A 23,793-nucleotide genomic window follows, 5' to 3' on the forward strand; every position below is an offset into this window, starting at 1 on the left:
CTTATTAAATATTTTCTACTGCTACCAAATGATTTACTTTACGCACCATGCCAATAATAGCAGGTGTTGCTTCAACCTCAACGCTTTGGTTAATTTTTTTCAAACCTAAAGCTTCGATGGTTTTTTTCTGGCGCTCACTTCTATCGATCACGCTTTTAATCTGGGTTATTTTGATTTTTGCCATGACTGATTATCCGTTAAATACTTTACCTAAGTTAACACCGCGTTGTTGTGCTACTGTGTAAGCATCGCGCATTTGCGCTAAGGCCGATACAGTTGCTTTAACCACGTTATGCGGGTTTGATGAACCTTTTGATTTTGCCAATACGTTGTGTACGCCGGCACTCTCTAATACAGCACGCATCGCACCACCGGCAATTACACCGGTACCGTTAGCAGCAGGTTTGATAAATACAAAACCGCCTGAAAACTTGCCATATTGTTCGTGAGGTACAGTACCGTTAATAACAGGCACCTTTACCAGGTTCTTTTTAGCATCATCAACACCTTTGGCAATTGCCTCGGTTACTTCTTTTGCTTTTCCTAAACCGTAACCAACTACACCATTCTCATCGCCCACTACCACAATGGCACTGAAGCTGAAAGTACGGCCGCCCTTGGTTACTTTGGCAACGCGCTGTATGCTTACCAAGCGGTCTTTTAATTCGATCTCGCTTGTTTTTACTCTTTTAATGTTAATTGTCGACATTGTCTGTTCCGTTTAAAAAATTAAACCACCTTCACGTGCACCTTCAGCCAGTGATTTAACACGGCCATGATATAAGTAACCATTACGGTCGAAAACTACGGCTGTGATACCTGCGGCGATAGCTTTTTGAGCTACCAGTTTGCCTACGGCTACCGATTGGTCTGACTTGGTACCTTTTTCAGCAAAATCTTTAGCTAAAGATGATGTTGAAACTAAGGTTTTACCGGTTACATCGTCAATGATCTGGGCGTAAATACCTTTATTGCTCCTGTACACTGATAAGCGTGGGCGCTCGGCCGAACCAGAAACACGTTTCCGGATGCCTTTTTTAATTCTGTCTCTTCTTGATAGTTTAGCTGCCATGACGATTATTTTTTAGATGCTGATTTACCTGCTTTTCTTCTCAATACCTCGCCAACAAACTTGATACCTTTACCTTTGTAAGGCTCTGGTGCACGTAACGAGCGGATCTTCGCTGCTACCTGACCGATCAATTGCTTGTCGATAGATTCCAGGATGATAGTTGGGTTTTTACCCTTATCAGCAGTGGTTGTAACTTTAATTTCGGTTGGTAATTCAAATACGTAGTGGTGAGAGTAACCCAACACTAAATCTAAGGTATTACCGGTGTTAGTGGCACGGTAACCTACACCTACTAACTCTTGTTGTACTTTGTAACCTTCGGTTACGCCAATTACCATGTTATTTAACAGCGCACGGTATAAACCGTGCAGCGCTTTATGACGCTTCTGGTCAGACGGGCGTTGAACCAGTAACTGGCCGTCTTCCTGTGCAATAGTGATATCGCTATCAACTGCTTGCTGCAATTGTCCTTTAGGGCCTTTTACAGTAACAACATTATCTGCTGATACGGTGATAGTTACGCCTGCCGGGATTGCTATAGGTGCTTTTCCTACTCTTGACATTGCTTAATTCCTCCTCTTAACTATTAATATACGTAGCACAAAACTTCGCCACCTACGTTTTGCTGACGTGCTTCTTTGTCAGACATAACGCCTTTTGATGTTGATAAGATAGCGATACCTAAACCGTTTAATACACGTGGCATAGTGGTCATGCCGGCATATTTCCTTAAACCTGGTTTACTGATACGCGATATGCTGCGGATAGCCGGGATCTTAGTGATGGGGTGGTATTTCAAAGCAACTTTGATAGTGCCCTGAGGACCATTATCCTCAAATTTAAAATTGGCAATGTAACCTTTGTCGAAAAGCACTTTCGTGATTTCCTTCTTCAGATTAGATGCAGGAATTTCAACAACCCTATGGTTGGCTTTAATAGCATTCCTTACTCGTGTAAGATAATCTGCGATTGGATCTGTATTCATTTCTATTGTTTATGACAGTGGTTTCCTTCCCGTAACCTCCGGGACGACCTTCTATCGGTTAATTCTTGTTTTTTCGAAAAATTTCGAGCGGCAAAGATACAAAAAAATTCAAAACATACTAATGTATATTTTGAATACCAGCATCTTATATTTTAGGTAAAAGGTGAAAGGACAAAGGTAAAAGGTATTTTATTAACCTTTTGCCTTTTACCTCTCACCTTTAAGCTTATATTACCAGCTTGCCTTTTTTACTCCCGGGATCTTACCGGCCAGGGCCATCTCGCGGAAAGTTACCCTCGAGATACCGAACTGGCGCATGTAACCGCGTGGGCGGCCGGTCAGTTTGCAACGGTTGTGTAATTTAACCGGTGATGCTGCTTTAGGCAATTTGTCTAATGCTTCGTAATCACCTGCTGCCTTTAAAGCTGCTCTTTTTTCAGCATACTGGGCAACTAACTTAGCGCGTTTAACTTCACGTGCTTTTACGCCTTCTTTAGCCATTGTTATTTTGATTTTTAAATGGTAAACCAAATTGTTTCAGTAACTCTAATGCTTCAACATCGTTTTTTGCCGAAGTTACGAAAGTGATATCCATACCCATGATCTTGTTGATCTTGTCGATATTGATCTCAGGGAAGATGATCTGCTCGGTAACACCTAAAGTATAGTTACCACGGCCGTCAAAACCTTTATCGTTGATGCCTTTGAAATCGCGGATACGCGGCAGGGCAACAGAGATCAAACGGTCAAGAAACTCGTACATGTTGTTATCACGTAAAGTAACGCGTACGCCTACCGGCATATTTTTACGTAACTTAAAGTTCGAGATATCCTTTTTAGATTTAGAAGCTACCGCTTGCTGACCAGTGATGGTGCTTAGCTCGTTGATAGCAACGTCGATCAGTTTTTTATCGGTGGTAGCAGCACCAACACCCTGGTTGATGGCAATTTTCTCCAGTTTCGGAACCTGCATTACAGTTTTGTACTGAAATTTTTCTTTCAGTGCAGTGCGGATCTCGTCCGAATACTTGGTTTTTAATCTTGGTACGTAAGTCATTACTTAATTTCCTCCCCTGATTTTTTAGCTACCCTTACTAATTTACCGGCAGCGTTCTTTTTACGGCCAACGCGGGTGGCAGCACCTGTTTTTGGATCAACCAAAGCCAGGTTTGAAATATGGATAGCGGCTTCCTGCTTAACAATGCCACCGTTAGGGTTAGCAGCGTTAGGCTTTGTGTGTTTTGATACCATGTTGGCACCTTCAACAATAGCGCGGTTCTTATCGATGATAACTTCAACTATCTTGCCTTGTGTACCTTTAGAGTCGCCGGCAATTACCTTTACCAGATCACCTTTTTTGATCTTTAATTTGGCAGGTTTGTTTATTTTCTTTTCCATATTATAATACCTCCGGGGCTAATGATACGATCTTCATGAATTGTTTCTCGCGCAGCTCCCTTGCAACCGGGCCAAAGATACGTGTGCCTCTTGGCTCGTCCTGGTTATTTAATAATACTGCGGCATTATCATCGAAACGGATGTATGAACCATCTTTCCTGCGGATCTCTTTCTTGGTTCTTACAACTACTGCTTTAGATACGGTACCTTTTTTCACGTTGCCTGATGGCAGCGCGCTTTTAACGGTAACAACTATCTTGTCGCCTATTGATGCATACCTTTTACCGGTACCACCTAATACGCGGATCACCAGCACTTCTTTAGCGCCGCTGTTGTCGGCTACGTTCAGCCTTGATTCCTGTTGTACCATGTTATTTAGCCCTCTCTATAATTTGAACCAATCTCCAATTCTTGTTCTTGCTCAGCGGACGAGTTTCCATGATCTCTACAGTATCGCCGATACCGCAGGTGTTGGTTTCGTCATGCGCCATAAATTTGGTAGTTTTCTTAACGAATTTACCATATATAGGGTGCTTTACTTTACGCTCAACGGCTACAACGATAGATTTTTCCATCTTATTGCTTACAACCAGGCCGGTACGGGTTTTTCTTAAATTTCTTTCTTCCATGTCCCTTATCATTATTTGGCTTCAGACGTTGCCGCCGCTTTGCGCTTTGTTAATTCGGTGTTTAAGCGAGCAATGTCCTTACGTACTTTAGTGATACGGGTAGGATTCTCAATTGCCGATACCGCGTGAGCGAATTTCAGCTTGTTGAGATTCTTTTTTTCCTCGCCAATTCTTGCTGCCAACTCTTCAGTTGAAAGCTCTTGGATCTCTGAGTTTTTCATTTTGTTAACTTGTTGTATGCTGCAGGTTGCGGGTTGCAAGTTTTACTTAAACCCACAACCTTCAACCTACAATTGTTTTATATTACACTACAGGTATTCATCAAACTGTTTACCACCTGTAGCTACCACGTTTTTATGCTTCGGCGTAGTCTTTACGAACTACGAACCTTGTTTGTACCGGCAGTTTTTGTGCGGCCAGGCGAAGTGCTTCTTTAGCAACTTCCAGTGGCACACCTTCTGCTTCAAAGATCATCCTTCCGGGGCGTACTACCGCAACCCAGTATTCCGGAGCACCTTTACCTTTACCCATACGTACCTCGGCTGGTTTCTTGGTTACAGGCTTGTCAGGGAAGATCCTGATCCATACCTGGCCTTCACGTTTCATGAAACGTGTTACAGCGATACGCGCAGCCTCGATCTGACGGCTGGTGATCCAGGCCGGCTCGAGTGATTTTATACCGAATGAACCGAAAGACAGTTCAGCACCACGAGAGGCATTACCTTTCATGCGGCCTTTTTGCATCTTCCTGAACTTCGTTCTTTTTGGCTGTAGCATTTTATTAAGCTTTTAAATATTCTAAAACGATGTCTATCCCGACTTTGATTAATTATCTCCTGCCGCCCTGGCCGCCACCACGGTTACCACCCTGGCCGCCACGGTTGCCCTGGCCACCACGATTACCACCCTGGCCCGGACCGCCACGACGATCACCACCCTGGCGACGATCGCCGCCGCGCTCGTTACCACCACGGCCACCACGGTCGCCAAATGATGCTGCGCCTTCCGGACGGCCACCTTTACCGCTTGCGCTGCTGGTAGTGCCAATGTTTGGCGACAGATCGCGCTTGCCGTAAACTTCGCCTTTGCAGATCCATACTTTAACACCTATTTTACCGTAGGTGGTTAAAGCTTCGCCTAAAGCGTAGTCGATATCGGCACGGAAAGTGTGCAGTGGGATACGTCCCTCTTTGTACTGCTCGGTACGGGCCATTTCGGCGCCACCTAAGCGGCCTGAGGTCATTACCTTGATACCTTCGGCACCCATACGCATGGTAGAGGCGATCGTAGTTTTCATGGCACGACGGAAAGAGATACGTGCTTCCAGTTGCTTCGCGATGCTTTCGGCAACTAATTGTGCGTCAAGCTCGGGGCGTTTAATTTCGAAGATGTTGATCTGAACGTCTTTTTTGGTCAGTTTTTTCAACTCTTCTTTGATCTTATCAACCTCCTGGCCGCCTTTACCGATAACGATACCCGGACGGGCAGTGTGGATAGTGATAGTGATACGTTTTAAAGTACGTTCGATAACCACTTTAGATACGCCGCCTTTTGAAATACGGGCCGCGATGTATTTGCGGATACGTTCGTCTTCAACTAATTTGTCGGCATAGTGATTTCCACCGAACCAGTTAGAATCCCATCCTCTGATGATACCTAACCTATTTCCTATTGGATGTGCTTTTTGTCCCATTTCAAATTAATTGTTAAAAGTATCCACTACTAAAGTTACATGGTTTGAGCGCTTGCGGATACGGTAGCCGCGGCCTTGTGGAGCCGGGCGTAACCTTTTCAGCTGACGGCCGCCACCTACCGAAACTTCCTTTACAAAAAGGCCGTTTTCGTCGGCGCGTTTGCCTTCGTTTTTAGCTTCCCAGTTATTGATGGCCGATAACAGCAGTTTCTCAACGCGGATAGCGGCTTCTTTGTTGGTAAATTTAAGGATGCTTAATGCAGCGAATACCTCTTTACCGCGGATCAGGTCAACCACCAGGCGCATTTTGCGCGGCGAGGTTGGGCAGTCGTTCAATTTGGCAACCGCAGCGCCGCCTTGAATGGCTTTTGCCTCATCCTTTTGCTGTTTTACCAGCACAGATTTTTTGATTTTTTGTGTTGCTTCCATTGCTTATTTTTTCTTTTCTGCGTGACCACGGAAAGTACGGGTTGGTGCAAACTCACCTAACTTGTGTCCTACCATGTTTTCTGTTACATACACAGGGATAAACTTGTTACCATTGTGTACTGCAAATGTGTGACCCACGAAATCAGGAGAGATCATGGAACGGCGTGACCAAGTTTTCACAACCGATTTTTTATTTGATTCATTCAGGACAAGAACTTTCTTATCCAGGTTATGATCAATATAAGGTCCTTTTTTAATTGAACGAGCCATTATTTCTTCCTTCTTTCAATGATGTAACGATCTGATCCTTTTTTCTTGTCGCGGGTTTTGTAGCCTTTAGCTAATAAACCTTTGCGCGAGCGTGGGTGACCACCAGAAGCACGGCCCTCGCCACCACCCATAGGGTGATCTACCGGGTTCATTGCTACACCACGTACACGTGGCCTGCGGCCTAACCAGCGTTTGCGGCCTGCTTTACCTAACACTTCGTTAGCTTTCTCGGCGTTTGAAACAACACCAATAGTTGCTAAGCAAGTAGCCAGGATCATGCGGGTTTCGCCAGAAGGCAATTTGATGATCGCGTATTTACCATCACGGGCAGAAAGCTGCGCGTAAGTACCTGCCGAGCGGGCAATAACCGCGCCCTGGCCCGGGTTTAATTCAATTGCGTGAATTAACGAACCCAGTGGTATGCTTTTTAACGGTAAGGTATTACCAATTTCTGGTGCAACGTTTTCGCCCGATACTACTGTCATACCAACGGTTAAGCCGGCTGGGGCAATCATATATCTTTTCTCGCCATCAACAAAGTGTAGCAAAGCGATACGTGCAGAACGGTTTGGATCGTACTCAATAGTTGCAACCTTTGCAGGGATGTCAAACTTATTGCGTTTAAAGTCGATCAAGCGATAGGCTTGTTTATGACCACCACCTAAGTAGCGCATAGTCATTTTACCGCTGTTGTTACGACCACCTGAACGTGTGTTTACAGATACTACTAACGATTTTTCAGGAACGTTTGTAGTAACGTCAGAGTAATCGGCACCTACTCTGAAGCGGGTACCCGGGGTAACCGGTTTAAATCTTTTAACTGCCATCTCTCTTTTTATAAAGTGTTATAAAAATCAATTGATTCACCGTCTTTCAAAGTGATCACTGCCTTTTTATAAGTAGCGATGCGGCCGGTTACGATACCAGCTTTAGTGTTACGGCTTTTTAATTTACCGGCATATTTCATTGTATTTACGGCAACCACGGTTACTCCATACATTTCTTCTACAGCGGCTTTAATTTGTATTTTGTTAGCTCTGTGATCAACTTTGAAAACAAAGCGGTTAAGTTTCTCAGTTAACTGAGCTACTTTTTCTGTAAGTAAAGGCTTCTTTAAAATTTCCATAATTACTTAGCGAAAGCTTCCTCCAAAGTTTTAACAGCACCTGTAGTAAGTAATAGTTTACCAGCGTTTAACACATCATAAGTGTTTAGCTGCTCAACCGAAATTACTTTAGTTTTCTTCAGGTTTCTGCTTGATAAATACACATTGTTATTTTCGGCACCGGCAATTACTAATAATGTTTTATCATTAGTAACGTTCAGGTCGGCTTCCATTTTAATGTAGTTTTTAGTTTTGATGGTATCAAAATTAAAGTCCTCTAACACTAAAATGTTGTTGTCCTGAGCTTTGTAAGTTAAAGCCGACTTACGAGCCAGTGATTTTAACTTCTTGTTCAGTTTAAAGCTGTAATCGCGCGGCTGCGGACCGAATACACGGCCACCACCATTAAATAATGGAGATTTTACGCTACCGGCACGTGCACCGCCTGTACCTTTTTGTTTGTATAACTTGCGGGTTGAACCTGCAATTTCGTTACGTTGTTTTGCTTTGTGAGTACCCTGACGCTGGTTAGCTAAAAACTGCTTAACATCAAGATAAATAGCATGATCGTTAGGCTCAATAGCGAAGATCGATTCAGGAAGCTGCACCTTGGCACCTGTTTCTTTACCTGAAACATTTAATACTTTAACTTCCATCTTACTTATCAACTATTACATATGAACCTTTAGCTCCGGGAACGGAACCTTTAACTACTAACAGGTTTTGCTCGGCGAATACTTTCACCACCTCAAGGTTTTGAACCTTTACGCGTACATTACCTGTTTGACCGGCCATGCGCATACCTTTAAATACGCGTGAAGGCCATGAAGATGCACCCAAAGAACCTGGAGCGCGTAAACGGTTGTGCTGACCGTGGGTTTGCATACCCACACCGCCGAAGCCGTGGCGCTTAACAACACCCTGGAAACCTTTACCTTTTGAAGTACCCGCAATGTCAACAAAATCACCTACCTCAAAAATATCAACGGCAACAGTGTCGCCTAATGATTTTTGATCCTCGAATGATTTGAATTCAACCAGCTTACGTTTTGGAGTAACGCCGGCTTTTGCGAAATGGCCTTTTAAAGGTGCAGTGGTGTGTTTGTCCTTTTGATCATCATATGCCAGCTGAACAGCTGCATATCCGTCTGTTTCTACAGACTTAACGTGGGTTACCACGCAAGGGCCAGCTTCGATCACAGTACATGGGATGTTCTTCCCTGTCTCGTCGAATATGCTGGTCATACCTACTTTTTTACCAATTAATCCTGACATTTTCTTAAATTGTTTGTGTCCATCGAAGCAGTAGGGCCTCGTTCAAGACATATTATCCCTCTTTTAGGGACGGCAAAGATAGCAACTTTAGATTAATTGTCAAATAGTTAGCAAGTTATTTTTTTATAAATATTTGAGTACTAAAAAAGTTGATACGCAAGGAGTTTCAGTATAAGGATTAGAATAAGCTTTGACGTTAAAAATCAACCTGTGTTTGAAAAATTCGCAACGGCGACTAACTAATTATTTAGTAGTTTTATATCCTATTAAAATAATATGGGGTTTAGAAAATCAGGCTTGCTCTTATTAATGCTGATTATCATGGCTTCGGTATATGCCGTCACTCCCCGGCTCGATATATCCCGCACCACCGATAAGGCCAAACAAGCTCTAAGTTTTTGCAAACAAAAAGGCTACAACACCCGCTATTGCATATTAATAGATATGAGCCTGCCATCGGGCGTTAAGCGTTTTATGGTATGGGATTTTGTTAAGAAAGACACTTTGCTTACCGGCCTGGTGAGCCATGGCTGTGGCCGCAGCCCATGGTCGTGGACGTGGTCTAAAGATAAGCCCGCATTCAGCAATGCCGATGGCAGCCATTGTACTGCGCTGGGCAGGTACCGCATCAATGAACGTGCTTACAGCGCCTGGGGTATCCATATTAAATATTTTTTAACGGGGTTAGATCATACTAACAGTAATGCCATGGCCAGGCAAATTGTATTCCACTCGTGGGAGAAAGTGAGCGATAAGGAGGTTTATCCCGAAGGAACACCTGAAGGCTGGGGCTGCCCGGCAGTAGCAAACAACACACTGAAAGCGGTTGATGCGTTGATAAAAAAGCAACAAAAGCATATGCTGATGTGGATATATAATTAATAAGCCCCCATTGCCTTCATTTAAATATAGGCATACTTGCATATTAAATTTTGTAAAGTATATTTACTATATGAAGCAAATTTGTATCACGATTGTACTCATCCTTACATTTGTATATGTAAACGCCCAAACAATGCCAGACACGGCAGGTAAAAAAATAACTTATGTTGTTGAACAATCAGCCGAGTTTCCTGGTGGTATAGAACGCTTTTACAACTATATAGGCAAGCGCCTTGAAATAAGAGAGGTTGAACAATTGATTGGAGTTGTTGGCAAGGTTAAAGTAAGTTTTGTTGTTGATACCACAGGTCATTTAACCGATGTTAAAGCTTTATCTAACATTGGCTGTGGCTGTGAAGAAGAGGTGGTACACATTTTAAATACTTGTGTACAGTGGAAGGCCGCCATGCAAAATAGCCGCCCGGTGCGACAAAAACTATCTATTCCACTAACTTTTAACTTTCCCCGGACAAACATCAGTATGGCCGAGTTGCGAAAGGGAGCCGATGGTTACCTGTTCAGGATAAAGGGCACAATATATAGTATCGATCAGGCAGCGGGCATTTTAGGAGAAACCTTCCCGTTTGAAAAGGTGGAAATAGCGACGCTTTATACCGAAGATGATAAATACGGGCTTGAAGCTAAATCACAAATATACCTGGTAAACATTAAATCATAACCTTACTCAACCAACAATCACTATGGCCTGGGGCATATCTCCATATCAAACCGCAACTATCCCGCTTGGCGATTATAATGCCGACCATTACCTTACGCTGCTTTACCATTCGTTTCAAAGCATGGGCTGGCACATCGGGTATTTTCACCACGATGGCATGATCGCCTATACCAATATCTCGTGGGAATCGTATAGCGAGGAGGTTTCGGTGCGGGTTTACGCGGATAAGATCGTGATAAAAAGCGAGTGCGTAGGCTACCAGGGCCTGTTTACCGATTACGGAAAGAATCAGAAAAACCTCGATCTGCTTTTTGGCGAGATGGATGTTACCGAAGTATTATTGCAGGATAAGCTGGAGCAAACCGCCCAGCAATTGATGGATACAATCCCCGAAAAACAATTCCTTAGCCTGGCCGACCCGCCTATGAAAGGAAAGGAATTGCTGCGCGGATTTTTCTCTGCATTTGTACCTAAAAAACATTACGCGGTTACGCCGGTATTGGTGCTGGTTAATATCTTCATATTTGTAGCCAGTATCTTGGCGCTGGGCATTATCATTGCAATCCTGCAGCGGTCGGGCCGGGATATGAGCGACGATCATTTTTTTCAAAACCTTCTGCTGGCTGTTGGTTTTAGCAACCGTACGCAGGTATTGCACGGGCAGGTTTGGCGCCTGTTTACTAATACATTTCTTCATTTTTCGCTGACACATCTCATCGGCAATATGATCGTGCTGATCTATATCGGTTCGTTGATCGAAAATAAGTTGGGCAAGTGGAACTTCCTTTTCCTGTACCTGCTTACCGGGGTAATGGCCAGCATGGTATCGGTGATGTGGCATATCAATGCTGTCGCAGGTGGCGCGTCGGGGGCCATATTTGGCTTATTCGGCATTTTGCTTGCCTTGCTCAGCACCAATTTTTACGAAGCGAGTGTGCGCCGTGCCTTATTGATCAGCACGGCCATATTTGTTGGATACAACCTAATCCCCTTCAGGGGGCAGATAGACCATGCCGCGCACCTGGGCGGTTTGGCATCAGGTTATGTATTAGGACTGATCGCTTTTTTCGGTTTATCAAAACCTAACCGGGCATTTAAAAAATGGGGGATCGTACCTGTCGGTATTGCTGTAGCCACAGCGTTTATCGTACTTGGCATCCGCTTTACGCCTGAATATCATTTTGATAGTTACGCCCGCACTTATAAACATTCCGAAGACCTGGGGTACAATATCCGCTCTATTTTTTATGGCGATAGCGTGGGCCGCGTAACCCGGCTGGACCGGATGGAACATCAGGCCCTGCCCCAGGTGAGGGAATTATTGCGCATTGCCGATACCCTGCAAAAAATTGAACTCCCCGAAAAACAAAAGCAAAAGGCTGCGCTGCAAGCCCAGGTAATTAAACTGGAATGCACTTTTTACAACTTGCTATATAAAGAGTACAAAGAAAACGATAAGGAAAAATATCGGCCCGAAATGGAGCGTAATACCAGCATTATGAACGACCTGCGCAAACAGTTGGCAAACTTTGATGATGATAGTGAAGGGGAGGAAGGTAATTAAACTAATAACAAATTGCTATTTACTTAGCAACCTTCTGCCGTACAAACCTTACCACGCGCTGCCATAAGGTCCCTTTCCTGTTTTTAAGGAATTGCCATATGGCATGATAAGCTTGCGGATTTTCCTCGATCACATCAGGAAATTGCGTTACAGATTTTTGCGCTACCTGCACACTGTACATGTGCTCGTTATTGGAGTGCGTTCCGGAACCATCGTTACCAATATTATGCACCAGCGAGTGCGATGGATTAAGCGTCAGCCCTCCTTTTAAAAAGACGGAAGCATACCAGCGGATAGCCCAGGAGTTATTTTTCCCGGCCTTGAAACCCAGCATTTGCTTCCAAAAGTTCATGGTATGTTGGATGGAGAACCGGCTGATCTTCTCTTTGTCGAACTGTTGCATCAGCACATCAATATCCGGCTCGAAGTTTTTCCAGGCCCTCGCCCAGGTAGCCCAACCCCAACTGGTAGCCGCGCGGAACATAAAGGTTTGTGGCAGGGCTTTATCTTTCAGCGCGTACATATAGGCGCCGATGTGCATCACCTTTTCCTCGTTTTCGTAACGGGTAAGCCCTTCGTTAAAATATTGCAAGGTATAGGGCGATGATAACAGGTCATCCTCAAAAACGATAACGCGGCCATACTCGTTCACCAAGCCGGTAACGCCGTCAATAATAGAATTGGCCAGGCCCATGTTCTGCTTGCGCTCGGTTATCTTTACCGACTTAAAGCCATCCACATCCTTTACCAGTTGGCGCACCTCGTCAACCTTAGCCTGGTCGGCCGAGGTTTTGGCAGCATCCGAGAAAATGAACAGGCGCGATTCATCAGCCAGCAGGTTCTTTTGCAAATAGCTAAGGGTACGGCGGGTGTGGTCGGGCCGGTTGTAAACAAAAAGGGCTATCGGGGCAAGATGCTGCATCCGGAATGGTTAAAATATTTCGGGCTGATGATCGGTTTTTTTGCAAAGAACGGTATAGGCATTGGCCCGCTCCTCTTTGGTTTTGGCGCCCATCACATCGCCAAGCATTTTCTTTAACGTGTATTCGGCGTTAATCTTTATATCAGTCAGTAAATTTTTCTTTTTCTTTTGGTTGATATAGGTATTGAAACGGGTTACTTCCGGCTCTATCAGCGATGTTAATCCCTCCAACACATCAAACCCTTCGGTGCCTAACAGATAGCGCAACGAAGTTGGCGTATACATATTAATATGCCCGTAAGCCAAAAAATGTTTAATACGCGCGTCTACACCCATCCGGTAATCCAGGGGCACTTCTATCACAAACATTTTGGCCACGCGCTTCAGTTCGCGCAGCAGCAAACGCTCGTGCTCCACGTGCTCCAATACATGCGAAAGGATGATCAGATCGAAACTGTCATCACCGAAAGGTAAATGATAACCGTCAAACTCCTGCACCGAGCGCAGGTTCCTGATACCTGCCTTTTTGATCTGCGCTACCCCGCTGGCCGAGAGTTCAACCGCATCGTACGATGGCGCGAAATCCTTTTCAGCTAATAATTTCAGGATACTGCCGTCGCCTGCGCCTACTTCTAATACTGTTTCGAACTTATAACCTTTACAAACATCAATAATGTGCTGCGCTTTATATTTTGCGCCCAGCATACGCCAGGCAATATCGTGCTGCTGGTAAAATTCGTCGTACGCGGCTTTTACGTTGGTACTGGTTACCTTCTCGTCCATCTGTATTAAATACCTAAACAGTTGCCCTCTTTATAAAAAACCGATGTTGCTTTGTTATAGAATAAGCCTGGCGATATGCCGCTGAAAGGTAATTGTTTAAACCCTTTCTCTTTCAAAAAGCTAACCCCATCAGTGTAAAAATCACGCTCCGAATCATCAAGCACAACTACACCTGCAGGTGTTAATGCATCAATTGCCTGTTTGCAGCAATTCACCCTATCGCGGCCATCAACAATTATAATATCAAACTTTTGGCCCAGCTTTACCGGCATACGGCAGTAATCGCCGTCGGTTTGTAACTCGGTGAAGATCATTTCCGAATTTTCGGCCTTGGTGCTTACAATTTTATCGTACCAGGCCTTATCATGCTCCACCGATACCACGCTGCCGGCATATTTGGCGTAAAAGTGGGTAGAGTTACCCGAGCCAAACTCGAACACCTTATGATCTTTAGTAATCCGTTCCCTTATAAAATCGATAAAAGGATAGGTTACCCACGGGATAGGGTTGCCATGTCTGTCAACCGGCGACATGCTCTCGAAGGCGCTAAACCAGCCGATCTCCTTTAAATAGCCTTTTTTATTAAATGACAGTATAGACCGTAACCGCGCAGGCTTGGCCAGCAGTTCTATAATTGTTGATAGGTTACTCAATGTTTAATTAATTTTTGAAAAAGTGAAATTAGGAATAATGATTTTAACATCATAATGCCTTGCCGCCTTGTTTGCGGTATAAATATAATAAAGAAGGTAGCTACCGCATAAGCTATCAGCGTGGCATAGGCCGCGCCAATGATGCCATAGGCGGGAATAAAAAATATATTCAGTACGATATTTACAACAGCGCCAATGCCTGTGCGCAACATGGACAGTTTAAAATAGCCTTCGGCGATCAGATACTGTCCGCTGGCACTACCCAAAAACACGAATACCCCCGCCCATACGTGTACCGACAATACCGGGGCGCCTGGCCAATATTGTTTTTTATATAACAGGTGAAAAATAAGATCCGACCCCAAACTCATAAACAGGGCGATGACCACGCTTAAAACGACCATCAAATCGTACATATTTTGCAAGCGCTTGTAATAACGGTCGATATCTGTTTTACGGGCATGCATAATTGCCGGGAATACCGATGTAACGATCGCTACCGGGATGAAGTACCAGTTCTCGCTTAAAGCAGCGGCATTAAGGTAAATACCCAATTGCGCTGCCTTTAGGTACATCTCGATCATCACCTGGTCTATCTTCATATAAATAGTTACCAGCACTGCTGAAAAGGCCAGTGGCCATGAGTGCTTAAGCAGATACCCGGTGATACGGCCATCATATTTCCAATTACGGATATGGTTGCCTTCTTTTTTATAAAGTATGATATAGCCAATAGCCAGCAGCACCGCATCCCCTACCAACGACCATACGAACCATATCAACGGCAGTTTTAAAAGTATAAATACCAGTTTTATTAAAGCCGACATGATATTGCCTGACACCTGCACCAGCATAATGCTTTTGCCCTGCACTTTCGACTGAAAAAAGCTATCGATGATATTTACAGATTGCACCACTGCAACAAGCGCCACGATCAGCACGTAATTAACCGGCGAATCTGGTGGTTTTACCAGTGATACCAACCGATAGATACCATATATTAAAGGCAGGGTGATAAGTCCGGCTATTAACCGCAGCCAAAATGCTGTTCCTAATAAAGTATCTTTCCGTTCAGGATGGTTAAGCAATTCGCGGGTGATAAATCCATCAAGGCCTAAAGTCGCAGCAGCCATGGTAAAGGTTACAATGGCCATCGGGTAGCCCAATATACCATATTCGGTAGCATCAAAATAATGCGAAAGTAGTACGCTGTTCACCAAAAACTTTACGGCCATGCTGCCAACCCGGGCAATTAGCAGCCACCCCGTATTTTTAAAATACTTTTCAAGGGCCTGCTGGTCAAAACCGGGGATGTTGGGGATACGCATATTTGGGTTGTAAAGGTATAAAAAAGCAAAGAGCCTTTCGTATCTAACGAAAAGCTCTTTGCTTTTTATGTTCATGGTTGATTGAGTTGGATTAAGTGAATAGTAATACTTAATCAACCACTCACCTAATCAACCCATTCAACACTTATTGGTTAACAAACTTCTTAGCGTTCACTTTACGCTCGTTCTCGGTAAGATAGATCTTACGCATGCGGATGCTTTGCGGTGTAACCTCGATATATTCATCGGCCTGGATGTACTCCATCGATTCTTCTAACGAGAATTTGATGGCCGGAGCAATACGCACGTTATCATCGCTGCCCGAAGCACGCATGTTGGTAAGCTGCTTGCCTTTAACCACGTTAATAACCAAGTCATTATCGCGAATGTGTTCGCCCAGTACCTGGCCTTCGTAAATATCCACACCCGGATCAACAAAGAAACGGCCGCGATCTTGTAATTTATCAATTGAATAAGCAGTAGTTTGGCCTTTCTCCATCGAGATCAGTACACCATTGCTACGGCCCGGGATAGCGCCTTTCCAAGGTTCGTAAGCTTTAAAGCGGTGCGCCATAATAGCCTCGCCGCCGGTAGCGGTAAGTACGTTGTTACGCAAACCGATAATACCACGTGCAGGGATCTCAAATTCTAAGTGCTGCAGATCACCTTTTGGCTCCATGATCAGCAGGTCGCCTTTACGCTGGGTAACCAGTTCAATTACCTTACCGGCAACATCACCCGGAACGTCAACGATCAGGGTTTCAACCGGCTCGCATTTCACGCCGTCAATTTCTTTAACAATTACTTGCGGCTGACCTACCTGTAATTCGTAACCTTCGCGACGCATGGTCTCGATCAAAACCGACAGGTGAAGGATACCACGACCGTACACGAGATACGAGTCAGGCGATTCGGTCTCCACAACCTTCAACGCCAGGTTCTTCTCCATCTCTTTATACAGGCGGTCGCGCAGGTGACGCGAGGTCACAAACTTTCCCTCTTTACCAAAGAAAGGTGAAGTATTGATAGTGAACAACATGTTCATGGTTGGCTCGTCAATTTTAATAACGGCCAGTTGTTCCGGGTTCTCAAAATCGGCAATGGTATCGCCAATATCAAAACCTTCGATACCAACTACAGCGCAGATATCGCCGCTGCTTACTTCGGTAGCGCGCACTTTGCCTAAACCCTCGAAGGTGTAAAGCTCTTTGATACGCGATTTAACGATCTTGCCATCACGCTTAACCAGCGATACCGGCATGTTCTCTTTAATAGTACCGCGGGCTACACGACCGATAGCGATACGACCAACGAACGAAGAGTAATCTAACGAGGTGATCTGCATTTGCAGGGTACCTTCAGCAATAGGTGCCGGCGGGATATTTTCAAGAATGGCATCCATCAGCGGGAAAATGTCCGTTGTTGGTTTTTTCCAGTCGGTGCTCATCCAGCCTTGTTTGCTTGAACCGTAGATAACCGGAAAATCCAGCTGTTCTTCAGTAGCTTCAAGGTTAAAGAATAATTCAAAAATCTGTTCGTAAACTTCCTCGGGGCGGCAGTTTTCTTTATCTACCTTGTTTACTACCACAATAGGTTTTAAGCCTAACGATAGCGCCTTTTGGGTTACGAAACGGGTTTGCGGCATGGCGCCTTCAAAAGCATCGCACAGCAGCAATACGCCGTCGGCCATTTTCAGTACACGCTCTACCTCGCCGCCAAAGTCGGCGTGACCAGGGGTATCGATGATGTTGATCTTAACATCTTTATACCTAACCGAAACGTTTTTGGATACGATGGTGATACCACGCTCGCGCTCCAGGTCGTTATTATCCAGTATCAGTTCGCCGGTTTCCTGGTTGTCGCGGAAAATAGCACAGCTGTGCAGGATCTTGTCGACCAATGTAGTTTTACCGTGGTCAACGTGTGCGATGATCGCAATATTTCTGATTTTTTGCATTGAAATGCGCCTCTTAAATTTTGCGCAAAGGTAGCGTTAATATATGGGATTTGAAAGCATTAACGAAAAGGTAATGCGAAGTAATGACAAATGGGTTACCATATCACGAATGGATACCCTATCTAAATTGCAATACTATATGTTGATGAAGCCTCTACTATTTATCAATTAAGGTTTTTATAAAAGCTATAACTTCCTCCTGCTTTTCAGGTGGCAACCTTAGTATCATTTCAACTATCATTTTGTTCCATTCCTCGCGATCCATATACTAATTTACAAAAAACCATTCAATTATAATGCCCGTTTTTTGAAAAGTACTGTCTTTGCTACTATCAATGTTTGTTCCCGTGCTGTTGCCGCTCCTTTCGAGAAGGCAGAGGAAAGGCTGCCTACTTCCCAAACGCCTTCACCAAAAACTTGGGCATAGCCCTGGCCCAGGTAGCTACGTTATGTTCGCCGCCTACCATCTCTAAATAGGCGATATCATCACGGGTGTAGCCTTTGGCTTGTAATTCTTTGATCAGGTCGATCGTATCATCAATAGCGTCGATGATACCGTTGCGGTTACGGTCGGCGGTCTCATCTTTGGTACCGGTCTGGAACCAAAATTTCAGTTCGGGTTTGGTTTTGCTTTCACGGACTATGCGGTGCATAATGCGGTCATCATCAGTATAGCCCTTGCCCAGATCTTTGCTCCGCCACCATAACGAGCCGGAAAACACACCCGCTACATCAAATACATCGGGGTTATTCCAGGCAATATCTAATGCTGATAATCCACCTAATGAGAAACCAGCAAAACCTACGGTGCCAAATACTTCCATCCCTAATTGCTCCTTTATTTCGGGCAGCAATTCGGCGATGATAAATTTAGTGTAGGCCGCGGCCTTAGTGCCGCGCTTCTTAAAATCGGGGAAACCGGCAGTACCGTACTCCTGTATGCGTTCTTCGCCGCAGGCTATGGCTGCAACAGCGGTAGGTTTAAGGCGGTTGTTATTATATAATTCCTGCAGGGTATCTTTTAGTTGCAGGTTTTCGGCTTCCTGGCCATCGTTCAATAACAGCAGGTTCAGCGGTTCGATGCCGGTAAACTCATCCGGAAGCAGCAGGGTGCAGGTCACCTCGCGGTCAAGGTGTTTTGAATTTATGGTGATCAGGGTCTCAGTAACGGTCATCTCTATATCGGGCCAGCACAAATACATATTAAATATTATTAAAGCTGCAAAAGTACGCTTATGCGCTTAATCACAAAATTAAAGGCGGTAATATTACTTATACAAAACAATTTGAGTTTGAACACGAATGCCTTGCAAGCCTGCTATAATTATACGAATTACACGAATTCTGGAACGCCCATCTTCTAAAAATTCGTGTAATTCGTTCAATTTGAAATAATTCGTGCTAACTCAATTCGTGCTGGCTATAAAATTACACCTGCTAAAACATTCGCCTAAATAATTGAGTATTATCTTCTAACGGTTGACTTTTTAAATCAAAGCCCTTATATTACCCTCTGATAAATAATATTGCCTGTGACAGAAAAATATTACAACTGGTATTCGAACCAACTGGGCACCCACCTGGAGATGCTGGTTTTTGGCGATCGTGGCTATCCTGTTATCCTGTTCCCAACTACAAAAGGACGCTATTTTCAGAACAAGGACGAGGGCCTTATCGAAAGCGCGCGCTGGTTTATCGAGCAGGGCCTGGTAAAGATCTACTGTCCCGATAGCATCGACCACCTAAGCTGGTATAACAAGGAGGTGCATCCAGCCGCACGGGCCTACAACCATACCTGGTACGATAAGATGCTGAACGAAGAACTGGCGCCCTGGGCCATGCACGAAACAGGCGTAAACAAGGTAGCCGTTGCCGGTTGCAGCTTTGGTGGCTACCACGCGGCAAACTTCGCGTTTAAACATCCCGATAAGGTGAGCAACCTGTTTACCATGGGCGGCGCTTTTGACATTAAACAATTTACCGACGGCTTTTATAACGACGATATTTTTTATAATAACCCGGTAGATTTTTTGCCCGGCGATAATAACCCGGCCCTGTGGCAAATGAATATCATACTGGGTACGTCGGAACATGATATGTGCAAGGGTTATAATATCGATATGTCGAACATTTTGAACGCCAAGCATATTAACCATTGGCTGGATATCCGCCCCTTTGCCAACCACGACTGGCCCATATGGCGCGAGATGTTTCCGCATTATTTATCGTTGATAAAAGGATAGTTATGTTTCAATCAATAGAAAAATTAAAGCATGAGGGCTTTGAAGGATTCAAGACCATACAAGAATTGAATAATAATCATGATATCATTCCGAAACAAAAAGGAGTATACTTTATATTAAATGATAAAACGATTGAGCCCGTGTTTCTAGAGACTGGTTGCGGAGGTTATTATAAACAGAAAAATCCGAATGTAATTCCAGAAGTTTTAAAAAAGAATTGGGTTAAACATACACACACACTTTATATTGGAAAGGCTAATAATTTAAGACGCAGATTGAAATTATATTTAGATTTTGGTAAAGGTAGGCCAGTATCACATCAAGGAGGGAGATATATTTGGCAACTTTCACATTCAGATGATTTAATAGTTTGTTGGAAAATCTTGGATTCAGAGGTACCAAGATCAATTGAAGAAGAATTAATAAGGTCTTTTAAAAGCCAGTTTGGCGACAGACCATTTGCAAACCTACAAGACTAAAACTACTACCACATGAAAAAAATAGGCATCCTTTTCGGGCAGGAACGTTCGTTCCCCGAGGCATTTGTAGAACGCGTGAACCAAAAAACGGGCGGCAAAGATATCAGCGCCGAGTTTGTACGCATAGATAAGGTAATGCAGGCCGAGTCGCTGGGCTATTCGGTCATTATCGACCGGATATCGCAGGATGTGCCTTTTTACCGCGCAGCGCTGAAGAACGCCGCCATTTGCGGTACGGCAGTAATTAACAATCCCTTTTGGTGGAGCGCCGACGAAAAGTTTTTCAACAACGCGCTGGCCGTGAAAATTGGCGTGCCGGTACCTAAAACAGTGATCTTGCCATCAAAGGAGTTACCGAACGATACTACCGATAAATCATTTTTAAACCTGGCCTATCCGCTGGATTGGGAAGGCATATTTAAATACGTGGGTTTCCCGGCATACATGAAACCGTTTGACGGCGGTGGCTGGAAAGAAGTATACCAGATCAACAGCCTGGACGATTTGTGGGATAAATACAACCAAACCAAGCAATATGTAATGATGCTGCAGGAAGAGATCATCTTTCAGGACTACTTCCGCTGCTACTGCATTGGCGGCAAACACGTGCGCATTATGCAGTACGAGCCGCGAAACCCGCACCACCTGCGCTACGAACACGGCAAAGCACCGGCCGCTAAAAAGCTGCTGGATACCGTAAAGGATTACGTACTGAAATTGAACCAGGGCTTAGGCTACGATTTTAATACCGTCGAATTTGCCGTTCGCGATGGTATCCCGTACGCGATCGACTTTTGCAACCCTGCCCCCGATGCCGATGTAAAAAGCGTTGGCCAGGATAACTTCGACTGGGTGGTTGAAGCATCAGCTGATTATGCTATTGAACGCGCCAAATCTCAAAAAGACGGCCGGGATAACCTAACCTGGGGCGAGTTCATCAAAACAAGTGCTGCCGGCAAACCACTGGTGGCTGCTAAACCTGCCAAAGGAGATGCCAGCGTAGGTGAAATACCGAAAGAAAAGAAGGCCCCGGCAAAGAAGGCGGCCGCTGAGAAGGCTCCTGCTAAAAAGACGGCGGCTAAGAAATAAAGGGAAGCCTCACCCCGACCCTCTCCAGGGGAGAGGGAGTCAAAACATTTTCAAGTCCCTCTCCTTTGGAGAGGGATTTAGGGTGAGGCTTTACACCCGGTGCCTGTGTCCCCACAGGCACCATTTATACAAATCGTTTGTGGGGACACAAACGATGGGAAGAAAAGAAAAACCAAACGCATATCCTAACCAATTATGAATGAATTTACCTTAGGTGTTGAAGAAGAATTTATGGTGATAGACCCGGTAACCCGGGAGCTGACTTCGCACGACCAAAAAATTGTAGACGGCGCACAGAAAATACATGAGGACCAGGTGAAGGCCGAAATGCACCAGGCCGTGGTAGAGGTGGGCACACACATTTGCCGCAATACCGACGAGGCCCACAAGGAGGTAGCCAAACTGCGCCATACCGTAGCCCAGCTGGCCGGCGACCTGGGCTTGCGCATCGGCGCGGCGGGTACGCATCCCTTTTCGCACTGGCAGCACCAGCTCATTACCGATCATCCCCGATACTTTGAAATTGTAGACGAAATGCAGGATGCGGCACGCAGTAACCTCATCTTCGGGCTGCACGTGCACGTGGGTTTCCAATCGCGCGATATGGCAATACATATTGCCAACCAGGTGCGTTATTTCCTGCCGCACGTTTACGCGCTCAGCACCAACTCGCCGTTTTGGGAGGGGCGTAATACAGGCTTTAAATCGTACCGTACCAAGGTATTCGATAAATTCCCGCGTACCGGCATCCCTGATTATTTTGCCAGTATTGAGGATTACGACAACTACGTAAAACTGCTGGTGAAAACCAATTGCATAGATAATGCCAAAAAGATCTGGTGGGATATCCGCGTACACCCGTTCTTCGAAACCATCGAGTTTCGCATTTGCGACTGCCCCATGCTGATAGACGAGACCATGACCTTTGTGGCCCTGTTCCAGGCCCTGTGTGCCAAGCTTTACAAGCTGCGCCAGCAAAACATGAGCTTTATTACCTATAACCGCGCGCTCATTAACGAAAACAAATGGCGCGCCGCCCGCTACGGCATCGACGGGAAGATGATAGACTTTGGCAAGGAAACCGAAGTGAACACCCGCTCGCTGGTATTGGAGTTGTTGGATTTTGTGGATGATGTGGTAGACGAACTTGGCAGCCGCCATCATTTGGAGTATGTACACAAAATACTGGAAAACGGCACCGGCGCCGACAGACAGCTGGCCGTTTACAACCAAAATCATAACTTTGCAGACGTGGTAGATTATATCACATCGCAAACATTGAAGGGAATTTAAAACCCCTCCCAAACCCTCCTCGAAAGAGAGGGCTTAAAGAAAGAAACAAAGTGAGTTTAGAAAATTTAGAAACAAAAGCAAAAGTCTCCCCTCTTGGGGGAGATTTAGAGGGGGTGAAACCTATTAAGGTAGCTATTATAGATCTGTACGCCGGCATAGCTAACCAGGGTATGCGCGGTTTCCAGGATATACTGAAGCGGTATAAGGCAAAGCACGATCTGAACCTGCAATACCAGGTTTTTGATACCCGTGGTGCTAACGAACTGCCCGACACCGACTGGGACATCTACATTTGCAGCGGCGGTCCCGGCGATCCGCTGAGCAGCGAGACCGAGGAGTGGGATATCAACTTTATGAAGCTGATGGATCAGTTGGAAACCCACAACGCTTCGGATGCGCCGAATAAAAAGCATGTACTTTTTGTTTGCCACTCGTTCCAGATGATGTGCCGCCGGTATAAGCTGGGATTGATCAATAAACGCCGTTCACCATCATTCGGCATCCTACCGGTACATTTTACGGTGGCCGGCCATAACGAGCCGGTGCTGGATAACCTTGCCGATCCGTTTTACACGGTCGATTCGCGCAGCTGGCAGGTGATCCATCCCGATGAAGGCCGCTTCACCAAGCTGGGTATGCAACTGCTGTGTATCGAAAAGGAGCGCCCGCATGTGGATCTGCCCCGCGCCATGATGGCCATCCGCTTTAACGAGTATTTCATCGGCACACAATTCCATCCCGAAGCCGATGCCGAAGGTATAAAAGCCCACCTGAGCACCGACGAGCGCCGCAGCGAGGTAATTAACGAGCACGGCAAAGACAAGTACAACGATATGCTGGAAAGTCTCGACGATCCGGACAAGATCATGCACACACAAAACACGCTGATCCCTAATTTTTTGGATCAGGCGGTATTGAGTTTTGTTTAAATAACTGTAGAGGCACGATACTTCGTGCCTCAATACATAAATAGTTTGTCATTGCGAGCGATAGCGTGGCAATCCCATAGGACAATCCAAGCGGACCTGCCTATGGGATTGCCGCGTCGCTACGCTCCTCGCAATG

The 23,793-nt window shown here is 45.1% G+C and carries 33 protein-coding genes; 8 read left to right on the forward strand and 25 right to left on the reverse strand.

All coding sequences use genetic code 11. The features are described from left to right. Positions 1-4: 4 nt before the first annotated feature. From rpmD to rplC, 19 genes are all read right to left on the reverse strand, one after another. A complete protein-coding gene (gene rpmD, locus HQ865_RS16560) occupies positions 5-184 on the reverse strand; it encodes a 50S ribosomal protein L30 (RefSeq protein WP_173415966.1) in 180 nt (59 codons plus the stop codon). 6 nt (positions 185-190) lie between these two features. Then, positions 191-709, reverse strand: a complete 519-nt coding sequence (gene rpsE / locus HQ865_RS16565; protein WP_173415967.1) for a 30S ribosomal protein S5 — start codon at positions 707-709, stop codon at positions 191-193. A gap of 12 nt (positions 710-721) precedes the next feature. Beyond that, positions 722-1,072: a 50S ribosomal protein L18 gene (gene rplR / locus HQ865_RS16570; RefSeq protein ID WP_173415968.1), complete on the reverse strand. Its 351-nt coding sequence runs from the start codon at positions 1,070-1,072 to the stop codon at positions 722-724. Positions 1,073-1,077: 5 nt separating this feature from the next. Further along, positions 1,078-1,635, reverse strand: coding sequence for a 50S ribosomal protein L6 (gene rplF / locus HQ865_RS16575; protein WP_173415969.1), 558 nt, complete (start codon positions 1,633-1,635; stop codon positions 1,078-1,080). Between the two features lie 23 nt (positions 1,636-1,658). After that, the gene (gene rpsH, locus HQ865_RS16580) at positions 1,659-2,057 is read right to left on the reverse strand and encodes a 30S ribosomal protein S8 (RefSeq protein ID WP_173415970.1); all 399 of its coding nucleotides are present in this window, start codon (positions 2,055-2,057) and stop codon (positions 1,659-1,661) included. 231 nt (positions 2,058-2,288) lie between these two features. Beyond that, positions 2,289-2,558, reverse strand: coding sequence for a 30S ribosomal protein S14 (gene rpsN / locus HQ865_RS16585; protein WP_173415971.1), 270 nt, complete (start codon positions 2,556-2,558; stop codon positions 2,289-2,291). Further along, positions 2,551-3,114, reverse strand: coding sequence for a 50S ribosomal protein L5 (gene rplE / locus HQ865_RS16590; protein WP_173415972.1), 564 nt, complete (start codon positions 3,112-3,114; stop codon positions 2,551-2,553). The genes rpsN and rplE overlap by 8 nt, the downstream gene beginning before the upstream one ends. Beyond that, positions 3,114-3,455, reverse strand: coding sequence for a 50S ribosomal protein L24 (gene rplX / locus HQ865_RS16595; protein WP_173415973.1), 342 nt, complete (start codon positions 3,453-3,455; stop codon positions 3,114-3,116). Before rplX ends, rplE begins: the two co-directional genes overlap by 1 nt. Position 3,456: 1 nt before the next feature. After that, a complete protein-coding gene (rplN, locus tag HQ865_RS16600) occupies positions 3,457-3,825 on the reverse strand; it encodes a 50S ribosomal protein L14 (RefSeq protein WP_073405786.1) in 369 nt (122 codons plus the stop codon). Position 3,826: 1 nt separating this feature from the next. Next, positions 3,827-4,084: a 30S ribosomal protein S17 gene (gene rpsQ, locus HQ865_RS16605; protein ID WP_173415974.1), complete on the reverse strand. Its 258-nt coding sequence runs from the start codon at positions 4,082-4,084 to the stop codon at positions 3,827-3,829. An 11-nt stretch (positions 4,085-4,095) separates the two neighbouring features. Next, complete coding sequence (gene rpmC, locus HQ865_RS16610; RefSeq protein ID WP_173415975.1) at positions 4,096-4,305, reverse strand: 50S ribosomal protein L29; 210 nt, start codon at positions 4,303-4,305, stop codon at positions 4,096-4,098. A gap of 133 nt (positions 4,306-4,438) precedes the next feature. Then, positions 4,439-4,861: a 50S ribosomal protein L16 gene (gene rplP / locus HQ865_RS16615; protein ID WP_173415976.1), complete on the reverse strand. Its 423-nt coding sequence runs from the start codon at positions 4,859-4,861 to the stop codon at positions 4,439-4,441. Between the two features lie 52 nt (positions 4,862-4,913). Beyond that, a complete protein-coding gene (rpsC, locus tag HQ865_RS16620; protein WP_173415977.1) occupies positions 4,914-5,777 on the reverse strand; it encodes a 30S ribosomal protein S3 in 864 nt (287 codons plus the stop codon). 6 nt (positions 5,778-5,783) lie between these two features. After that, a complete protein-coding gene (rplV, locus tag HQ865_RS16625) occupies positions 5,784-6,206 on the reverse strand; it encodes a 50S ribosomal protein L22 (RefSeq protein WP_173415978.1) in 423 nt (140 codons plus the stop codon). Positions 6,207-6,209: 3 nt separating this feature from the next. Further along, the gene (rpsS, locus tag HQ865_RS16630; protein ID WP_095703461.1) at positions 6,210-6,476 is read right to left on the reverse strand and encodes a 30S ribosomal protein S19; all 267 of its coding nucleotides are present in this window, start codon (positions 6,474-6,476) and stop codon (positions 6,210-6,212) included. After that, complete coding sequence (gene rplB, locus HQ865_RS16635) at positions 6,476-7,303, reverse strand: 50S ribosomal protein L2 (protein ID WP_173415979.1); 828 nt, start codon at positions 7,301-7,303, stop codon at positions 6,476-6,478. Before rplB ends, rpsS begins: the two co-directional genes overlap by 1 nt. 8 nt (positions 7,304-7,311) lie before the next feature. Beyond that, positions 7,312-7,602 (reverse strand): 50S ribosomal protein L23, encoded by a 291-nt coding sequence (gene rplW, locus HQ865_RS16640; protein WP_173415980.1) that lies wholly within the window; start codon positions 7,600-7,602, stop codon positions 7,312-7,314. Positions 7,603-7,604: 2 nt separating this feature from the next. Beyond that, entirely contained in the window at positions 7,605-8,237 is a 633-nt protein-coding gene (rplD, locus tag HQ865_RS16645; protein WP_173415981.1) for a 50S ribosomal protein L4, read from the reverse strand. A gap of 1 nt (position 8,238) precedes the next feature. Continuing rightward, complete coding sequence (gene rplC / locus HQ865_RS16650; protein ID WP_173415982.1) at positions 8,239-8,856, reverse strand: 50S ribosomal protein L3; 618 nt, start codon at positions 8,854-8,856, stop codon at positions 8,239-8,241. Between the two features lie 321 nt (positions 8,857-9,177). Between rplC and HQ865_RS16655 the strand changes: the two genes are divergently transcribed. The 3 genes from HQ865_RS16655 (at position 9,178) to HQ865_RS16665 (ending at position 11,981) form a co-directional block, all read left to right on the forward strand. Further along, positions 9,178-9,738: a murein L,D-transpeptidase catalytic domain-containing protein gene (locus tag HQ865_RS16655; RefSeq protein ID WP_237073485.1), complete on the forward strand. Its 561-nt coding sequence runs from the start codon at positions 9,178-9,180 to the stop codon at positions 9,736-9,738. 70 nt (positions 9,739-9,808) lie between these two features. Beyond that, on the forward strand, positions 9,809-10,417 hold the full coding sequence (locus HQ865_RS16660) for an energy transducer TonB (RefSeq protein ID WP_173415984.1): 609 nt from the start codon (positions 9,809-9,811) through the stop codon (positions 10,415-10,417). Positions 10,418-10,439: 22 nt separating this feature from the next. Continuing rightward, positions 10,440-11,981, forward strand: coding sequence for a rhomboid family intramembrane serine protease (locus tag HQ865_RS16665; RefSeq protein WP_173415985.1), 1,542 nt, complete (start codon positions 10,440-10,442; stop codon positions 11,979-11,981). Between the two features lie 19 nt (positions 11,982-12,000). Here the strand turns inward: HQ865_RS16665 and HQ865_RS16670 are convergent, their stop codons facing one another. From HQ865_RS16670 to HQ865_RS16695, 6 genes are all read right to left on the reverse strand, one after another. Beyond that, positions 12,001-12,903 carry a sugar transferase gene (locus HQ865_RS16670; protein WP_173415986.1) on the reverse strand — a complete coding sequence of 301 codons (903 nt, stop codon included), beginning with the start codon at positions 12,901-12,903 and terminating at the stop codon, positions 12,001-12,003. Positions 12,904-12,912: 9 nt separating this feature from the next. Continuing rightward, the gene (locus HQ865_RS16675) at positions 12,913-13,686 is read right to left on the reverse strand and encodes a class I SAM-dependent methyltransferase (protein ID WP_173415987.1); all 774 of its coding nucleotides are present in this window, start codon (positions 13,684-13,686) and stop codon (positions 12,913-12,915) included. A gap of 5 nt (positions 13,687-13,691) precedes the next feature. Next, positions 13,692-14,339: an FkbM family methyltransferase gene (locus tag HQ865_RS16680; protein WP_173415988.1), complete on the reverse strand. Its 648-nt coding sequence runs from the start codon at positions 14,337-14,339 to the stop codon at positions 13,692-13,694. Beyond that, positions 14,336-15,667 (reverse strand): flippase, encoded by a 1,332-nt coding sequence (locus HQ865_RS16685; protein WP_173415989.1) that lies wholly within the window; start codon positions 15,665-15,667, stop codon positions 14,336-14,338. Before HQ865_RS16685 ends, HQ865_RS16680 begins: the two co-directional genes overlap by 4 nt. Positions 15,668-15,812: 145 nt before the next feature. Next, on the reverse strand, positions 15,813-17,624 hold the full coding sequence (gene typA, locus HQ865_RS16690) for a translational GTPase TypA (protein ID WP_173415990.1): 1,812 nt from the start codon (positions 17,622-17,624) through the stop codon (positions 15,813-15,815). A gap of 389 nt (positions 17,625-18,013) precedes the next feature. Continuing rightward, positions 18,014-18,826, reverse strand: a complete 813-nt coding sequence (locus tag HQ865_RS16695) for an alpha/beta hydrolase (protein WP_173415991.1) — start codon at positions 18,824-18,826, stop codon at positions 18,014-18,016. Between the two features lie 330 nt (positions 18,827-19,156). On the opposite strand from HQ865_RS16695, the gene HQ865_RS16700 reads away from it, so the two are divergent. From HQ865_RS16700 to HQ865_RS16720, 5 genes are all read left to right on the forward strand, one after another. Next, positions 19,157-19,867 carry an alpha/beta fold hydrolase gene (locus tag HQ865_RS16700; RefSeq protein ID WP_173415992.1) on the forward strand — a complete coding sequence of 237 codons (711 nt, stop codon included), beginning with the start codon at positions 19,157-19,159 and terminating at the stop codon, positions 19,865-19,867. A gap of 2 nt (positions 19,868-19,869) precedes the next feature. Then, on the forward strand, positions 19,870-20,346 hold the full coding sequence (locus HQ865_RS16705) for a GIY-YIG nuclease family protein (protein ID WP_173415993.1): 477 nt from the start codon (positions 19,870-19,872) through the stop codon (positions 20,344-20,346). 12 nt (positions 20,347-20,358) lie between these two features. After that, positions 20,359-21,435: an ATP-grasp domain-containing protein gene (locus HQ865_RS26065; RefSeq protein ID WP_173415994.1), complete on the forward strand. Its 1,077-nt coding sequence runs from the start codon at positions 20,359-20,361 to the stop codon at positions 21,433-21,435. A 195-nt stretch (positions 21,436-21,630) separates the two neighbouring features. After that, positions 21,631-22,728, forward strand: coding sequence for a carboxylate-amine ligase (locus HQ865_RS16715; RefSeq protein ID WP_173415995.1), 1,098 nt, complete (start codon positions 21,631-21,633; stop codon positions 22,726-22,728). Between the two features lie 113 nt (positions 22,729-22,841). Continuing rightward, on the forward strand, positions 22,842-23,657 hold the full coding sequence (locus HQ865_RS16720) for a type 1 glutamine amidotransferase (protein ID WP_237073486.1): 816 nt from the start codon (positions 22,842-22,844) through the stop codon (positions 23,655-23,657). Positions 23,658-23,793 lie beyond the last annotated feature (136 nt).

The organism is Mucilaginibacter mali (genome assembly GCF_013283875.1).
Lineage (GTDB): Bacteria > Bacteroidota > Bacteroidia > Sphingobacteriales > Sphingobacteriaceae > Mucilaginibacter > Mucilaginibacter mali.

Coding starts and splice junctions, on each gene's coding strand:
- rplX (WP_173415973.1), bottom strand. CDS start 3,455: ATGGAAAAGAAAATAAACAAACCTGCCAAATTAAAGATCAAAAAAGGT.
- rpsN (WP_173415971.1), bottom strand. CDS start 2,558: ATGGCTAAAGAAGGCGTAAAAGCACGTGAAGTTAAACGCGCTAAGTTA.
- HQ865_RS16660 (WP_173415984.1), top strand. CDS start 9,809: ATGAAGCAAATTTGTATCACGATTGTACTCATCCTTACATTTGTATAT.
- rplN (WP_073405786.1), bottom strand. CDS start 3,825: ATGGTACAACAGGAATCAAGGCTGAACGTAGCCGACAACAGCGGCGCT.
- rpmC (WP_173415975.1), bottom strand. CDS start 4,305: ATGAAAAACTCAGAGATCCAAGAGCTTTCAACTGAAGAGTTGGCAGCA.
- HQ865_RS16715 (WP_173415995.1), top strand. CDS start 21,631: ATGAATGAATTTACCTTAGGTGTTGAAGAAGAATTTATGGTGATAGAC.
- rplD (WP_173415981.1), bottom strand. CDS start 8,237: ATGGAAGTTAAAGTATTAAATGTTTCAGGTAAAGAAACAGGTGCCAAG.
- rplE (WP_173415972.1), bottom strand. CDS start 3,114: ATGACTTACGTACCAAGATTAAAAACCAAGTATTCGGACGAGATCCGC.
- rplP (WP_173415976.1), bottom strand. CDS start 4,861: ATGCTACAGCCAAAAAGAACGAAGTTCAGGAAGATGCAAAAAGGCCGC.
- rplC (WP_173415982.1), bottom strand. CDS start 8,856: ATGTCAGGATTAATTGGTAAAAAAGTAGGTATGACCAGCATATTCGAC.
- rpsQ (WP_173415974.1), bottom strand. CDS start 4,084: ATGGAAGAAAGAAATTTAAGAAAAACCCGTACCGGCCTGGTTGTAAGC.
- HQ865_RS16670 (WP_173415986.1), bottom strand. CDS start 12,903: ATGCAGCATCTTGCCCCGATAGCCCTTTTTGTTTACAACCGGCCCGAC.
- rpsH (WP_173415970.1), bottom strand. CDS start 2,057: ATGAATACAGATCCAATCGCAGATTATCTTACACGAGTAAGGAATGCT.
- rpsE (WP_173415967.1), bottom strand. CDS start 709: ATGTCGACAATTAACATTAAAAGAGTAAAAACAAGCGAGATCGAATTA.
- typA (WP_173415990.1), bottom strand. CDS start 17,624: ATGCAAAAAATCAGAAATATTGCGATCATCGCACACGTTGACCACGGT.
- rplW (WP_173415980.1), bottom strand. CDS start 7,602: ATGGAAATTTTAAAGAAGCCTTTACTTACAGAAAAAGTAGCTCAGTTA.
- HQ865_RS16655 (WP_237073485.1), top strand. CDS start 9,178: ATGGCTTCGGTATATGCCGTCACTCCCCGGCTCGATATATCCCGCACC.
- HQ865_RS16675 (WP_173415987.1), bottom strand. CDS start 13,686: ATGGACGAGAAGGTAACCAGTACCAACGTAAAAGCCGCGTACGACGAA.
- rplB (WP_173415979.1), bottom strand. CDS start 7,303: ATGGCAGTTAAAAGATTTAAACCGGTTACCCCGGGTACCCGCTTCAGA.
- rpsC (WP_173415977.1), bottom strand. CDS start 5,777: ATGGGACAAAAAGCACATCCAATAGGAAATAGGTTAGGTATCATCAGA.
- rpsS (WP_095703461.1), bottom strand. CDS start 6,476: ATGGCTCGTTCAATTAAAAAAGGACCTTATATTGATCATAACCTGGAT.
- rpmD (WP_173415966.1), bottom strand. CDS start 184: ATGGCAAAAATCAAAATAACCCAGATTAAAAGCGTGATCGATAGAAGT.
- HQ865_RS16665 (WP_173415985.1), top strand. CDS start 10,440: ATGGCCTGGGGCATATCTCCATATCAAACCGCAACTATCCCGCTTGGC.
- HQ865_RS16695 (WP_173415991.1), bottom strand. CDS start 18,826: ATGTATTTGTGCTGGCCCGATATAGAGATGACCGTTACTGAGACCCTG.
- rplF (WP_173415969.1), bottom strand. CDS start 1,635: ATGTCAAGAGTAGGAAAAGCACCTATAGCAATCCCGGCAGGCGTAACT.
- rplV (WP_173415978.1), bottom strand. CDS start 6,206: ATGGAAGCAACACAAAAAATCAAAAAATCTGTGCTGGTAAAACAGCAA.
- HQ865_RS26065 (WP_173415994.1), top strand. CDS start 20,359: ATGAAAAAAATAGGCATCCTTTTCGGGCAGGAACGTTCGTTCCCCGAG.
- rplR (WP_173415968.1), bottom strand. CDS start 1,072: ATGGCAGCTAAACTATCAAGAAGAGACAGAATTAAAAAAGGCATCCGG.
- HQ865_RS16705 (WP_173415993.1), top strand. CDS start 19,870: ATGTTTCAATCAATAGAAAAATTAAAGCATGAGGGCTTTGAAGGATTC.
- HQ865_RS16685 (WP_173415989.1), bottom strand. CDS start 15,667: ATGCGTATCCCCAACATCCCCGGTTTTGACCAGCAGGCCCTTGAAAAG.